A 13,606-nucleotide genomic window follows, 5' to 3' on the forward strand; every position below is an offset into this window, starting at 1 on the left:
TCGACGAATTTACGGGGTTGCAGATTTCTCTCCCAAGGCCGTGTTCCATGTGTTCCATCCTTTAGCTTCGCTGCTAGAAGGCTGAACGATGAGTGATCGCGTCTATATCCGCCCTGTCGGTTTCGCCCCGGGTCCACAATCGGAACATGGCAATGCCATCCGGCTTGCCGGGACGATGGTTTACGCCAGCCGCTTCGCCGTGATCCTGCGGCGTGACGGGGAGGTCGTCGAAAGGCTTCTCGCCTCGGTCGACACCATCGACGAAGTCATGGGCGCCTTGCCCGACGAATTGGGCGCAGAGGCCGAGGCCCAGTGGGCCAACCTCACGCTGGCGCATCCGCCCTTGCAGTTGGGAAGCCGAGCGGTCGCGTTGGACCAACCGCAGGTCATGGGCATCCTCAACGTCACGCCCGACAGCTTCAGCGACGGCGGCGAGTTCATGGACAAGCCCGACGTCCAGCGCGAAGTCGCGGCCGCCATGCTCGAGGCCGGCGCGGCCATCATCGACATTGGCGGCGAAAGCACGCGGCCGGGTGCGCAGCCACTGTGGGAAGGCGATGAGATCGCTCGCGTGGTACCGGCGGTCGAGGCGTGTTCAGCGATGGGGGCCGCGATTAGCATCGATACGCGCAAGGCCGCCGTCATGGAGGCTGCACTGGGGGCCGGTGCGCATCTGGTCAACGACGTGTCGGGTCTCAAGCACGATCCGCGCAGCGTCGAAGTGGTTGCTGCTGCCGGGTGTCCGGTGGTGCTGATGCATGCGCCGGGTGCCGGGGGCGAGGACCTTCACGCTGGTGGCGACTATGACGCGGTGGTGTTCGACGTATTCGATGCCCTTCGAGCACGCCGTGACGCCGCACTGGAGGCGGGGATCGAGGCGAAGCACATCATGCTCGATGTCGGGATCGGCTTCGGCAAATCGCTGGCAGACAATCTCGCCCTGATCAACGCCCTGCCGATGTTCCATGCGCTCGGGCACCCGCTCCTGTTCGGTGCCAGCCGCAAGCGCATGATCGGTGCGCTGAGCAAGGAGGCGCCTGTTGAACAGCGCCTAGGTGGCAGCGTTGCCCTTGCGCTCGAGGCAATGCGGAGCGGGGCCCAGGTGGTGCGGGTGCACGACGTCCCTGAAACCGTGCAGGCGCGCAACGTCTGGCGCGGCCTCAGGGACGCAGCACTGACCGACTTCAGCGACCTGCCGGGTTAGCTACCCGGAGAAGCTGCCGAGCCTGCCAGTAATCCGCCGTCGAGCGTGAGTTCGCTGCCGGTCATGTAGCCGCTCTCGTCGCTGGCGAGGTAGACGCACAGAGCGGCGACCTCCTCGACCGTGCCGAAGCGCTTCAGGGGCGTATCGGCAACGAGGGCCGCCATGCGCGCATCGCGATCGGGACCGTCGCCCAGCATCGGCTCCCAGATGTCGGTAAGGATGGCGGCAGGATGGATCGAATTGCAGCGGATCGCGCAGCCGTTCTGTGCGGCATAGAGCGCCACCGACTTCGAGTGGTTGCGCATCGCCGCCTTGCTCGCCGCGTAGGCTGCCGCGCCCGGAATGCCGACAAGGCCGGAGCGCGAGGACATGTTGATGATCGAGCCCGCACCCTTCTCCTTCATCGCGCGAAGGGCATAACGACAGCCTAGGAAGCAACCGTCGGTGTTGACCGCATGGACGCGTCGCCATTCGGAAAGAGTGGCGTTTTCCGGATCGTGCGCGGCAGGGCCGTCCTCGAAACCAGTGATGCCGGCATTATTCACCAGCACGTCGATGGCCGGGAAAGCGTGCGCAAAGGCGTCCCAATCCGCCTCGCTCGCGACATCTAGCCGGGCGAACTCGCAGCCTAGCGCATCGGCGGCTTTTCGCCCTTCTGCGTCGTCGATATCGGTCAGCACGACGCGCGCGCCTTCGGCCTTGAAAGCTGCACAGACGGCCTTGCCGATACCGCGTGCGCCGCCGGTGACGACGCACAGTTTCTCATTCAGTTTTTGCATGGTGTTACCTCGGGAAATTCAGATGCAATTCGGGCCGCGTTTGCAGCCGCGTGGACAGTCGTTCCGCCTCAGCGGTGTCCCTTGTTCACCTGAATTACTCCCGTTCGGTTCGACCCGCTTTCTAGCAGATCACGCAGCGTTGTCGATGCCGAGGTCGGAAAGCTTGCGATAGAGGGTCGAGCGGCCGATGCCGAGGCGGCGCGCGACTTCGGTCATGCGCCCGCGATAGTGCCCGATTGCCAGGCGGATGATGTCGGCCTCGATCTCTTCCAGAGGTCGCAGGTTGCCATCGTCCTGATAAAGCAGCACGCCGAGCCCGCGAGCGCGGCTTTCACCGCGGTGTCCATCGCCGAGCAGTTCGGCAAGCTGCGGGAAGCTTTCGGCAGTGAGGGCCTCGCCATCGCAGAAAACGGAGGCGCGGAAGAGCACAGCCTGGAGCTGGCGAACGTTGCCCGGCCAGTCGTAGGCTTCCAGCAGCGACAGGCCGCTATCGGCAATCGAGTGGTGTTTGAGCCCGGGTTGTTCGGCAATCCGCGAGAGGAAATAGCGGGTGAGGGCGGGAATGTCCCCCAATCGGTCGCGCAGCGGCGGGAGATAGATGCTGGTCGCGGACAGCTTGTCGCGTAAGGCTTCGGAGAACTCGCCGTTCTCGATCAGTATGTCGAGCGGAACGTCGCTTGCACCGAAAACGCGAACGTCGACCTTGAAACCGTGCGACGCGCCAGTGGGACGCACGATGCCGGTCTCCAGCGTTTCGGCCAGCCGCTCCTGGATCGCTGGATCGATCCGGTCGATCTCGTCGAGCATCAAGGTGCCACCGTCGCAATGCTGGATCAGCCCGATCTGCTTGTCGAAAGCGCCCGGGAAGGCGCCTTTCTCGTGGCCGAACAGAAGCGATTCCAGCGAATTGGCAGGCATGCCTGCGCAATTGACCAGACGCACGGCCGCCTTCGAACGGGTCGACGCCTGATGCATGGCGCGAAGCAGCATTTCCTTGCCGGTGCCTGTCTCGCCCTCGACGAGCACGTGCCCATGACCACGCGCTGCGGTTGCCGCCTTGGCAAGCGCGGTGCGGAACGGGGCTGCGGTGCCGACCATGGCATCGAAGTCCAGCACCTCGGAGAGCTTCTCCGTCATGGGCTGCAATTCGTCCTTTGGCGCTTCGCGACGCGTTGCGCTGCGCAAGGCCGAGAGAAAGCGTTCAGGGGCGATCGGCTTGATCAGGTAATCGTTGGCGCCTGCGCGCATGGCCTCGACCGCCAGCAAAGGCGAAGTACTCGCCGTGAGCATCATGACGGGAATATTCGGATTGTCAGCCTTCAAGGAGCGGATGAAATTGCAGGCGTTGTCGCCCGGCACCCATTGGTCGACCAGGACGGCACCAATCTGGGCACCCTCTTTCGAGGACAGGGTTTTTTGCGCTTCTTCGCAGCTTTCGACCACCAAAGTGCGCCACCCTTCGCGCGCGGCGAGGGCGGTGACGAGACGGCTTTGCGCCGGTTCGTCGTCGATCAGCATGAGAAGACGGCCTTCCTGACTCGCCATTGTCCCGCATACTCCTTCAGGCGCGCTCGCATGATCGCGGGCTCGCTGCCGAAGGGTCTATCGCAAATGGGTAAAGGGGCGATTAAGCCTGTAATTCGGCGGTGGATCGGGGAATTCAGGCACTTGTCGAAGATTAATCAGCGCTCTAGGGGTTCGTGGAATGAGTTAACATTTGAGGGACTGAGTATGGAACCGGGCAACGACATGAAAGCGCATAGCAAGACCTATGGCTCTTTCATCGGAATGCTTAAGTGGGCAATTCCCGTAATTGCGATCATAGCTGCGATCGTCGTCATCCTGATCTCCGGTTGAGCGCGCACTAGATGCGGATCGCTGTTCTGGCTGAGAGAGACGCCGGCGAAAGCCGCGTCGCATTGACGCCGGAAACGGCAAAAAAATTCATCGCACTTGGGGCCGATGTCGCGGTCGAAGAAGGCGCAGGGGTAAGCGCCTCCATCACCGACCAAGCCTATCGTGACGCCGGGGCCGAAGTGGCCCCAGCGGCAAAAGTCGTGGATGGCGCCGACATCGTGCTCGGGGTGCAGGCTCCCGATGTGGCGCTACTTGCGGGTGCGAAGCCGGGTGCGTGGGTCGCCGCGACATTCGATCCTTTTCGCGAGAAAGCGCGCGTCGAAGCCTATGCCAAGGCGGGACTGGAAGCGCTGTCGATGGAATTCATGCCGCGCATCACGCGCGCGCAGAGCATGGACGTCCTTTCCAGCCAGTCGAACCTGGCTGGCTACAAGGCCGTGCTGACTGCGGCGAATGTCTACGGCCGCGCCTTCCCGATGATGATGACCGCGGCCGGTACGGTGCAGGCGGCCAGGGTGTTCGTGATGGGTGTGGGCGTTGCCGGACTTCAGGCGATTGCGACTGCCAAGCGCCTCGGCGCGCAGGTCTCGGCCACCGATGTGCGCAGCGCCACGAAAGAGCAGATCATGTCGCTTGGCGCGAAGCCGGTTTTCGTTGAGGATGTGGCTGGCATCGAGGGCGAAGGTTCGGGCGGTTACGCCACCGAAATGAGCGAGGAATATCAGAAGGCGCAGGCCGAGCTGGTATCCAGCCATATCGCAAAGCAGGACATCGTCATCACCACAGCGCTGATCCCGGGTCGGGATGCGCCGCGCCTGATCTCGGACGCGCAGATCGCCAGCATGAAGCCGGGTAGTGTGATCTTCGACCTCGCGGTGGCGCAGGGCGGGAATGTGGTAGGCTCTCAGCCCGACCAGACTGTCGAGAAGCACGGCGTGAAGATCATCGGCTATTCGAACACGGCCGGGCATCTGGCAGCCGACGCTTCGGCGCTGTTCGCGCGCAATCTCTACAATTTCCTGTCTGCCTTCTGGGATGAGGAGGCCGGAAAGCCTGTCCTCGACGAGGAAATCGGCGACGCCGTTCGCCTGACGCAGGGCGGCAAGGTCGTGAACGAGAGGTTGGCGGCGCAGTAATCACCCGACCCGGGGAGGGGTCACGATAATGGACTTCATTTCAATCCTCTCGATCTTCGTGCTGGCGTGTTTCGTCGGCTACTACGTGGTCTGGTCGGTCACGCCCGCGCTGCACACGCCCTTGATGGCGGTGACCAATGCGATTTCCTCGGTGATCATCGTCGGTGCGCTGATCGCGGCGGCGGCGGCGGATGTGCCGGGGGCGAAGTGGCTGGGGCTGCTCGGCATCGTGCTCGCATCCGTGAACATCTTCGGCGGCTTCGCGGTGACGGCGCGAATGCTCGCGATGTACAAGAAGAAGGAGAAGAAGTGATGCGTCGCCTTCTCCTCGCCGCGCCTTTTGCGCTGCTCGCGACCCCCGCTGCCGCCTCGACTGGCGTGCCCGTGAACCCGTGGGTGGCGCTCGCCTACCTCGTTTCGGGTGTGTTCTTCATCCTCGCGCTGCGCGGCCTGTCCTCGCCAGCGACCAGCCGAGCGGGCAATCGCTTCGGCATGATCGGGATGCTGATCGCGGTAGTCACGACATTGCTGACGCACATTCCTGAGAAGATGTGCGGCGAATTCGGTTTGTGTGATGCCGGACCCGACTGGGCGTCGATGAGCGAGATCCTCGTTGCCATCGCAATAGGCGCGGTGATCGGCCTCATAACCGCCCGCCGCATCGCTATGACCGCAATGCCCGAACTGGTCGCAGCCTTCCACTCACTGGTCGGTCTTGCCGCAGTGCTGGTGGGCTGGGCGGCTTACCTCAATCCGGGGGCCTTTGGCCTGCTCTTGCCGGGCAGCGACATAAGTGCGGTTTCCAAGATCGAGATGGGCCTCGGCATCGCGATCGGAGCGATCACCTTCTCCGGCTCGGTCATTGCCTTTGCCAAGTTGTCGGGACGGATGAGCGGTTCGCCAATCCTGCTGCCCGCACGCCATATCATCAATCTCGGCGTGTTGGCGGCAATCATCGTGCTGACGGCGCTCTTCGCCATGGCCGGACCTTCCGAGACCATGCCGCTGATCGTCGCGCTGACGGTTCTGGCCTTCCTCATCGGCTTCCTGCTGATCATACCCATCGGCGGGGCGGACATGCCGGTCGTGGTCTCGATGCTCAACAGCTATTCGGGCTGGGCGGCGGCCGCGATGGGCTTCACGCTCGGCAATACGGCGATGATCATCACCGGCGCGCTGGTGGGCTCTTCGGGCGCGATCCTGAGCTACATCATGTGCCGCGCGATGAATCGCAGTTTCATCTCCGTGATCGCGGGCGGTTTCGGTGCGGATGCCAGCGCGGGCGGAGGCGAGGCGAAGGAGCAGCGCCCCTACAAGCAGGGCAGCGCGGCCGATGCCGCCTTCATGCTCGAACAGGCGGAAAAGGTCATCATCATTCCGGGCTACGGCATGGCGGTGGCGCAGGCGCAGCACGCGCTGCGCGAAATGGCCGACATCTTGGAGGAAAAGGGCGTCGAGGTGAAATACGCCATCCACCCCGTTGCCGGGCGCATGCCGGGCCACATGAACGTGCTGCTCGCCGAAGCGCAGGTGCCTTACGAGAACGTCTTCGAGCTGGAGGACATCAACAGCGAATTCGCGCAGGCCGACGTCGCCTTCATCATCGGCGCGAACGATGTGGTGAACCCCGCGGCCAAGACCGAAAAATCTTCCCCAATCTACGGGATGCCCGTGTTCGACGTGGACAAGGCCAAGCAGGTCTTCTTCATCAAGCGTTCGATGGGGGGCGTGGGCTATGCCGGTGTCGACAACGACGTCTTCTACATGGACCAGACTATGATGCTGCTGTCCGATGCCAAGAAGATGGTCGAGGAAATCGTGAAGGCGCTCGACTAACCTATGCGTAAAGCAATCATCGGCATCGCCCTTGTCGCTATCCTCGGCCTGTTCGCCTGGGGCTATTTTGGCGGGATCGAGCGCGTGACGGCGGGGCGCATCGAGAGCGTGCTGGTGAACAAGGGTATCTCGCAGCCCGTGGCAGCCTGCATGGGCACCCGCATGGCGGAGCGCCTGTCGCTCAACCAATTGCGCAAGCTGGAGAACCTCCAGGCGCGCGACGGCGAAAGCGCGGTGCCGCTCAATATGGCCGAATTTCTTGAGCGCCTGCGCCGTGTGGATGATCCCGAAGCGATCGAGGTCGTCGGCACCTCGGCGGCAATCTGCTCGTTCACGACGCGTTAGAGACGCTTGCAATAGCTCCCGATAGCGGCACTATGTGGGCCGAGAGGGAGACACACATGATCCGCACCGCATTTGTCGCCACGCTGCTCGCCAGCGCCACTCCGCTGCTTGCGGAAACCCACACGATATCGCCCGGAGAAAACGCCCAGGAGCGCTTGCAGGAAGCGCTGATCCTTGCCCAGCCCGGCGACGAGATCGTGCTGGAAGCCGGCCGCTATGCGATGAGCGACGGGCTCAGTCTCGATGTCGACGGCGTGACCCTGCGCGGTGCAGGGATGGACGGGACGGTTCTGGACTTCACCGGTCAACAGGGCGCGGGCGAGGGGCTTCTCGTCACTTCGGACAACGTCACCATGCGTGATTTCGCCTTGGAAAACCCAAAGGGCGACGGCGTGAAGTCGAAGGGCGCCGACAATATCGTTTATCACCGCATCCGCGTTACCTGGACGCGGGGGCCTCATCCGGAAAACGGCGCCTACGGCATCTATCCGGTCGAAAGCACGGGCGTGCTGATCGATGGTGTCAAAGTGACCGGGGCGAGCGATGCCGGTATCTATGTCGGCCAATCCAACCGGATCACTGTGCGCAATTCGATCGCCGAGGCGAATGTGGCGGGGATTGAAATCGAAAACAGCCGCAACGCGCTGGTCGAACACAATATCGCCACGCGCAATACGGGTGGCATCCTCGTCTTCGATCTTCCCAACCTGCCGGTAATGGGCGGCGGAAATGTTGTCGTTGCGAACAACCTCGTGGTGGCCAACGACACGCCCAATTTCGCGCCTCCTGGCAATATCGTTGCCGGGGTGCGCCGCGGCACCGGCATCATGGTGATGGCCAACGAAAACGTCCTGATCGAGGACAATATCCTCTCGGGCAACCCGACCGCTCCGGTCATGGTGATCGCCTATACTCAGCCCTATGATGACGATCGCTACAATCCGTTGCCGCGCGAGGTCGTGGTCGGGCCGAACCAGTTCGATGGCGGCGGTTACGATCCGCAGCTCGACGGTGCAGAGATGCTGCTTGCGGCATTCGGCGGCGAATTGCCTCCCGTGCTGTGGGATGGCCTTGGTTCGCTCGTGGCCGCAGAGGGCACCATGGGCTGGAGCCTCAACCTGACAGAAGCGGGTAAGGGGCTGGGCGGTGCGCAGCCCGGCCTGATGACGGTCGATGCGCCTGCGGATAGCTTCGACCGCAGCGGCATCGGTGCGCCGGCGGAACTGGACACTCGCCTGTAATCATGAAGCACCTCAGCGTCTTTCTCTGCGCAGTGCTCGCCTTCGCCTCTGCCGCGGCAGTCGAAGCGCGCAGGATGGCGCCAGAAGTCTCCGATGCGGCAATCCAGGGCAAGGCATTGCCGCGAACCTTGGAGGAGTTCGGCTTTTTCATTCATGCAGATGCCCAGATCCCGACGCTCGGCGTGATCCCCTATCGCCTCAATACACCGCTCTATTCGGACGGAGCGGAAAAGCTTCGTTTCGTCTACGTGCCGCAGGGCACGAAGATGCAGCCGGACGGGGAAGGCCTGATCGATTTTCCGGTCGGCACCGCCCTGATCAAGACCTTTGCATTTGGCGAAGGTGACGAGCGCCGACTGATCGAAACCCGCGTCCTGTTGCACCGCGCGGAAGGATGGCTTGCACTTCCCTATGTGTGGAACGAAAAACAGACGGAGGCCCGCCTGGCTATCGCCGGTGCTCGCGTCCCGGTCACGACGCCCCAGGGCGAAGAAATCAGTTACCGCGTGCCCAACAAGAACCAATGCAAGGAATGCCACGGCCTAAACGATGCAGTTGTTCCGATCGGACCCAAGGCGCGTAATCTTTCTCAGGAATGGCTGTCGGCCAATCTCGGCGTGCTTCCGGAGGGCGCGGATACGCTGCCGGTTTGGGAAAATCGTGCGCAGTCGAGCACGGCGGCCGTTGCGCGAGCTTTTCTGGATGTGAACTGCGCGCATTGCCACCGCCCTGGCGCGACCGCCTCGAATAGCGGATTGGATCTGCGTTGGGAGCAAGACGACCCCCATGCGAACGGCATCATGAAGCGACCGGTAGCTGCCGGCCGCGGCGCCGGAGGATTGCTCTTCGACGTGGTGCCCGGAAAGCCGCAGGAATCAATCCTTCTTCATCGCATGCTCAGCAATGAACCCGGGATAGCCATGCCGGAACTTGGCAAGGCGACGATTGACGAAGAAGGCGCCGATGCTGTGCGTCGCTGGATCGAGGAGATGCCGCAGTGAAATGGGTTTTTCGGATCTTCGCCGCAGTCCTCGTCATCGGGGTGATCGCATTCCTCTTCTTGCGCACACCTGACACTGACCGCGACGAGATGTGGGCCAAATATGGCTCTGCTCCATCGCAAGCAGTGACGCTTGCCGACGGACGTGAAATCCACGTTCGCGACGAAGGACCGCGCGACGCGCCCGTTATCGTGCTGTTGCACGGCTCGAACGCCGATCTGCATACGTGGCAACCCTGGGCTGAAATCCTCAGGGAAGACTACCGCGTCGTGCGTTACGACCAGCGCGGTCACGGCCTAACCGGTGCGGCGCCGGATGCGGAGTTCACGCGGGCCGCATTCGTAGCGGACGTCGACGCGGTAGCCGATGCGCTTGCGCTCGACACATTTACCCTTGCCGGCAATTCGATGGGTGGCTGGATCGCAATGGCCTATGCACTCGAAGACCCGGAGCGCCTCGATGGTCTGGTGCTGGTCGACGCGTCGGGTGCACCCATCGAGCGCGAGGGTTCGGGTAACCTCGCTTTCAAGCTCGCAACCATGCCGGTGGTCGGAACCGGGCTAAGCCAGGTGCTCCCGCGCTCGCTGGTAGCGAAGAGCCTGTCGCAAAGTGTTTCCAATCAGGCTGTCGTCACCGATGCGGCCATCGATCGCTATTGGGAAATGGCTCGCTATCCGGGAAATCGGGCTGCGACACGCAAGCGGTTCGGGACTCCGCGCGAAGGCTTCACCGCCGAGCAGGCCGCAACGATGTCGGTGCCTACACTCGTGATGTGGGGGAAAGAGGATGCGCTCGTGCCCTTCGCTGGCGGCCAGTGGTATGCCGAGAATATCCCGAACGCCACGCTCGTCGCTTATGACGGGATCGGCCACATCCCGATGGAAGAAACACCGGAGCGCAGCGCTGCCGATCTGTCGGAATGGCTGGCCGAAAATCTCTCCACCCGAAACACCGAAACCGAGGAACCGCAATAGCGCACGTCCGTTCTAGGGCGTTGAAACACAAGTCGCATCATGCGGTGGTAACAGGGTAACGGGAAGGAGCGCTTACTTGCGCAAATTGGGTCTCATCGGGGGCATGAGCTGGGTTTCGACCCGCGCCTATTACGAACGTATCAACAAGGAAATCCAGCGCCGCTCCAACTTCATGTCGAGCGCGCCGCTACTGATCGAAAGCCTGGACTATTCGCTGATCGCCAAGGCCAAGCAAGCCGATGACTGGGATGCGGTCGCTTCCTTGCTCGTCGAAAGCGGCCGCCGCCTGGAGAGTGCCGGTGCCCAAGGCATGATCATCGCCGCCAACACCATGCACAAGGTCTACGACCGCGTGGCCGAAGGGTTATCCATTCCCGTCCTGCACATTGCAGACAGTGTCGGCGAAGCAATGAAGAAGGCCAATTGCAACAATGCGGCCTTGCTCGGGACGCGTTTCGTGATGACAGAAAGCTTCTATCGCCAGCGCCTCGTCGCACATGACGTCGACCTGCTGCCGCCCGATCCGGGCGATGTGGAACTGGTCGATGGCATCATCTACAAGGAATTGATGCTCGGCAGGGTCACGCGGTCTGCCGAACGAGCGCTAAAGACAATCATCACCAACAAGGACAAAGAAGGCGCGAAAGCCATCGTCCTTGCCTGCACCGAATTGGAGATGGTGGTCGACACGGATGCGAATGTGCTGCCCGTCTTCGATTCCACCGATATCCACTGCCGCGCCGCTGCGGAATGGATGCTCGCCGACAATTGACCGGCATCGGCCGTTTTTTGGCACGCAGCGTCGCTTTTCGCCGATAAGCGGGCAAGTTCCCATTTCGTTCACGTTGTCGCGCGGATTCGGCTGACCTAAGCCTTGGCGCTCCATGAACAGAGCTCCTTACGCTGCCGATCCCGCTGCTTCGCGCGGGCGCGAATTTTCCGAAGACCGTGACGGCACGCGTGGTCCGCGCAGCGAATTCCAGCGCGACCGCGACCGCATAATTCACTCGATCGCTTTTCGCCGCCTGCGATCCAAGACGCAGGTCTTCGTGGCGCCCGACGGCGATCACTATCGAACGCGCCTCACGCACAGCATCGAAGTCGCCCAGATCGGACGCGTTATTGCGCGTGAACTGGGGCTGGACGAGGATCTTACAGAGGCTTTGTGTCTCGGCCACGATATCGGCCATCCCCCGTTCGGTCACGCAGGCGAAACAGCGCTCGAGGAGGCGATGGTCCACGCTGGCGGCTATGACCACAATGCGCAGGGCATCAGGATGCTGGCGCGGCTGGAGAGTAATTACCCCGACCATCCCGGGCTTAATCTGACCTGGGAAACGCTCGAGGGCCTCGCCAAGCACAATGGTCCCGTCTCGGCAGCCAACTGGGCCTTGAGCGACATCGATGCCGCTTACCCGCTGGAACTCGGTCAATGGCCCTCCCTCGAAGCGCAGGTGGCGGCAGTCGCGGACGACATCGCCTACGACAATCACGACATCGATGATGGGCTGCGAGCCGGTTTCCTTTCGCTCGACGATCTGATGGAGATCGATTTCCTCGCGGATCAGTTTCGGGCAGTGGAGAAGCGATTTCCGCACATCTCGCGCGACAAGCAGCTTCGCGAACTGGTCCGCAGCCAGATCGGCCTTATGGTGAACGATGTTCTGGAGCACACACGCAAGAACATCGTGGGCCTCGACAGCGTCCAGCAGGTTCGCGAGGCGGGCAAGCAACTCGCCGGATTCTCGCCCGATATGGCGGACCGGGAACGCATGCTGAAAAAGTTCATGTACCAGCGGCTCTATTACCATCCGGAGCAGTTGCAGACTGCGGAACGCGCGCGCGACGTAATCGCGCGCCTGTTCGTGGCCTATCAGCAAGATCCAACCACGATGCCCGATGACTGGCTTGAACGCCTTCCCGGCACCGATCCGGAGAAAAGCCGGCACATTGCCGATTTCATCGCAGGCATGACCGATCGTTTCGCGATCGACCAGTGCACGCGGATATACGGACGCGCTCCGCAGGGGTTGTCCAATGTCTGACGAAGTGCTGCGTCTGTGCCTGATCGGTGCAACCGGCCTGATCGGCGGCAAGGTCATGGAAGAATGTATCGGCCGCGAGGACGTACGCCTTTCGGCGATCGCCCGGCGCGAAGCACAGCTGCCGCGCGGTATACGCATGGAGCTGTTCGTCGCAGAACCGGCCAAATGGGGTGAAGTGCTGGAAGCGCTCCGACCTAAGGCAGTTATCTGTGCGCTGGGCACAACCTGGAAGAAGGCCGGAGAAAACGAAGAGGCCTTTCGCGCCGTCGACCAGCACCTCGTGCTGGACACTGCGCGCGCGGCAAAGGAGCAGGGCGTCGACCGCTTCGTCGCCGTGAGTTCCGTCGGCGCGGATATGGCGTCCAAGAATTTCTACCTTCGCGTCAAAGGTGAAACCGAGCGCGAGTTGACGAAGCTGCGCTTCAACCGCCTCGATATCCTTCGCCCCGGGCTGCTCCGCGGCAAGCGGGAGAATGATCGCAGGCTTGGTGAGAGAATCGGAATAGCCGCAGCGCCGGTCGCAAACCTCCTCCTTCACGGCAAGTACCGCCAGTATCGCGCGATCGACGCAGAGACCGTAGCGCAGGCTGCGATAGCGCTTGCAAAGAGCGCGGCGAGGGGACGTTTCGTCCACGACAACGACGGCATAGTTCGGGCCGCAAAGCGCTTGCCGCAACTGATTGCAGACTAGGAGAGCGACCATGTGGGACACTGCCTTTGGAATCGCGAACGCATTGGCGTTGTTGATGTGGGTGGCACTTGTGTTCCTGCCGCGATCGCCGGCACTGCTTTCGGCAATCCTCTATCTCGGCGTCGGGTTGTTGAGCGCGGCCTACGCAGTCTTCTTGATTGCGGTGGTGACGGGTGTTTTTCCGGGTGTTGAGGGCGGTAATTTTTCCTCCATCGAGGGAGTGCGCCAGATTTTCGCGAGCGATGCCGGCGTGACAATCGGTTGGATCCACTATCTCGCCTTCGACCTCTTCGTTGGCCTGTGGATCGCGCGCGATGCCGATGCGAAGAATTTCTCGCGTTTCATCCAGGCGCCGATCCTTTTCGCGACCTTGATGGCAGGGCCCCTCGGTCTCGTCCTCTGGCTCGCCATAAGAGAACGACGAGCTCGTGCCGGGGGTCGCTGGAAATAGCACGCTTGCCCTCGGCCGCATGCATGGCATGATGGCCCGCAAGGGA

At 62.3% G+C, this 13,606-nt stretch carries 15 protein-coding genes; 13 read left to right on the forward strand and 2 right to left on the reverse strand.

Annotation, left to right across the window (positions count from 1 at the left end; translation table 11 throughout):
* Positions 1 to 88: 88 nt before the first annotated feature.
* Complete coding sequence (gene folP, locus CVE41_RS11475; protein WP_100260779.1) at positions 89 to 1,204, forward strand: dihydropteroate synthase; 1,116 nt, start codon at positions 89 to 91, stop codon at positions 1,202 to 1,204.
* Here folP and CVE41_RS11480 read toward each other — a convergent pair.
* Together CVE41_RS11480 and CVE41_RS11485 are read right to left on the reverse strand one after the other, a co-directional pair.
* Positions 1,201 to 1,983: an SDR family oxidoreductase gene (locus CVE41_RS11480; protein WP_100260780.1), complete on the reverse strand. Its 783-nt coding sequence runs from the start codon at positions 1,981 to 1,983 to the stop codon at positions 1,201 to 1,203. The two genes, folP and CVE41_RS11480, sit on opposite strands and share 4 nt — an antisense overlap.
* A gap of 129 nt (positions 1,984 to 2,112) precedes the next feature.
* A complete protein-coding gene (locus CVE41_RS11485; protein ID WP_100260781.1) occupies positions 2,113 to 3,528 on the reverse strand; it encodes a sigma-54-dependent transcriptional regulator in 1,416 nt (471 codons plus the stop codon).
* A gap of 186 nt (positions 3,529 to 3,714) precedes the next feature.
* On the opposite strand from CVE41_RS11485, the gene CVE41_RS11490 reads away from it, so the two are divergent.
* The 12 genes from CVE41_RS11490 to CVE41_RS11545 all read left to right on the forward strand — a co-directional run bounded on the left by CVE41_RS11490 (position 3,715) and on the right by CVE41_RS11545 (position 13,560).
* On the forward strand, positions 3,715 to 3,840 hold the full coding sequence (locus tag CVE41_RS11490) for an aa3-type cytochrome c oxidase subunit IV (RefSeq protein WP_100261500.1): 126 nt from the start codon (positions 3,715 to 3,717) through the stop codon (positions 3,838 to 3,840).
* Positions 3,841 to 3,851: 11 nt separating this feature from the next.
* Positions 3,852 to 4,976 (forward strand): NAD(P) transhydrogenase subunit alpha, encoded by a 1,125-nt coding sequence (locus CVE41_RS11495; RefSeq protein WP_100260782.1) that lies wholly within the window; start codon positions 3,852 to 3,854, stop codon positions 4,974 to 4,976.
* A gap of 28 nt (positions 4,977 to 5,004) precedes the next feature.
* Complete coding sequence (locus CVE41_RS11500; protein WP_006833497.1) at positions 5,005 to 5,289, forward strand: NAD(P) transhydrogenase subunit alpha; 285 nt, start codon at positions 5,005 to 5,007, stop codon at positions 5,287 to 5,289.
* Positions 5,289 to 6,812: an NAD(P)(+) transhydrogenase (Re/Si-specific) subunit beta gene (locus CVE41_RS11505; protein ID WP_232725681.1), complete on the forward strand. Its 1,524-nt coding sequence runs from the start codon at positions 5,289 to 5,291 to the stop codon at positions 6,810 to 6,812. Before CVE41_RS11500 ends, CVE41_RS11505 begins: the two co-directional genes overlap by 1 nt.
* Before the next feature lie 3 nt (positions 6,813 to 6,815).
* A complete protein-coding gene (locus CVE41_RS11510) occupies positions 6,816 to 7,157 on the forward strand; it encodes a hypothetical protein (protein WP_100260783.1) in 342 nt (113 codons plus the stop codon).
* A gap of 56 nt (positions 7,158 to 7,213) precedes the next feature.
* Positions 7,214 to 8,398, forward strand: coding sequence for a parallel beta-helix domain-containing protein (locus CVE41_RS11515; protein WP_100260784.1), 1,185 nt, complete (start codon positions 7,214 to 7,216; stop codon positions 8,396 to 8,398).
* A 2-nt stretch (positions 8,399 to 8,400) separates the two neighbouring features.
* Positions 8,401 to 9,399, forward strand: coding sequence for an SO2930 family diheme c-type cytochrome (locus CVE41_RS11520; RefSeq protein ID WP_100260785.1), 999 nt, complete (start codon positions 8,401 to 8,403; stop codon positions 9,397 to 9,399).
* Complete coding sequence (locus tag CVE41_RS11525; protein WP_100260786.1) at positions 9,396 to 10,373, forward strand: alpha/beta fold hydrolase; 978 nt, start codon at positions 9,396 to 9,398, stop codon at positions 10,371 to 10,373. The genes CVE41_RS11520 and CVE41_RS11525 overlap by 4 nt, the downstream gene beginning before the upstream one ends.
* Before the next feature lie 76 nt (positions 10,374 to 10,449).
* Positions 10,450 to 11,145, forward strand: coding sequence for an aspartate/glutamate racemase family protein (locus CVE41_RS11530; RefSeq protein ID WP_100260787.1), 696 nt, complete (start codon positions 10,450 to 10,452; stop codon positions 11,143 to 11,145).
* Between the two features lie 112 nt (positions 11,146 to 11,257).
* Positions 11,258 to 12,418, forward strand: coding sequence for a deoxyguanosinetriphosphate triphosphohydrolase (locus CVE41_RS11535; protein WP_100260788.1), 1,161 nt, complete (start codon positions 11,258 to 11,260; stop codon positions 12,416 to 12,418).
* Complete coding sequence (locus tag CVE41_RS11540) at positions 12,411 to 13,109, forward strand: NAD(P)H-binding protein (RefSeq protein ID WP_100260789.1); 699 nt, start codon at positions 12,411 to 12,413, stop codon at positions 13,107 to 13,109. Before CVE41_RS11535 ends, CVE41_RS11540 begins: the two co-directional genes overlap by 8 nt.
* A gap of 10 nt (positions 13,110 to 13,119) precedes the next feature.
* Positions 13,120 to 13,560, forward strand: a complete 441-nt coding sequence (locus CVE41_RS11545; protein WP_100260790.1) for an ABA4-like family protein — start codon at positions 13,120 to 13,122, stop codon at positions 13,558 to 13,560.
* Positions 13,561 to 13,606: the final 46 nt, after the last annotated feature.

The organism is Qipengyuania seohaensis (assembly GCF_002795865.1).
Taxonomy (GTDB): domain Bacteria; phylum Pseudomonadota; class Alphaproteobacteria; order Sphingomonadales; family Sphingomonadaceae; genus Qipengyuania; species Qipengyuania seohaensis.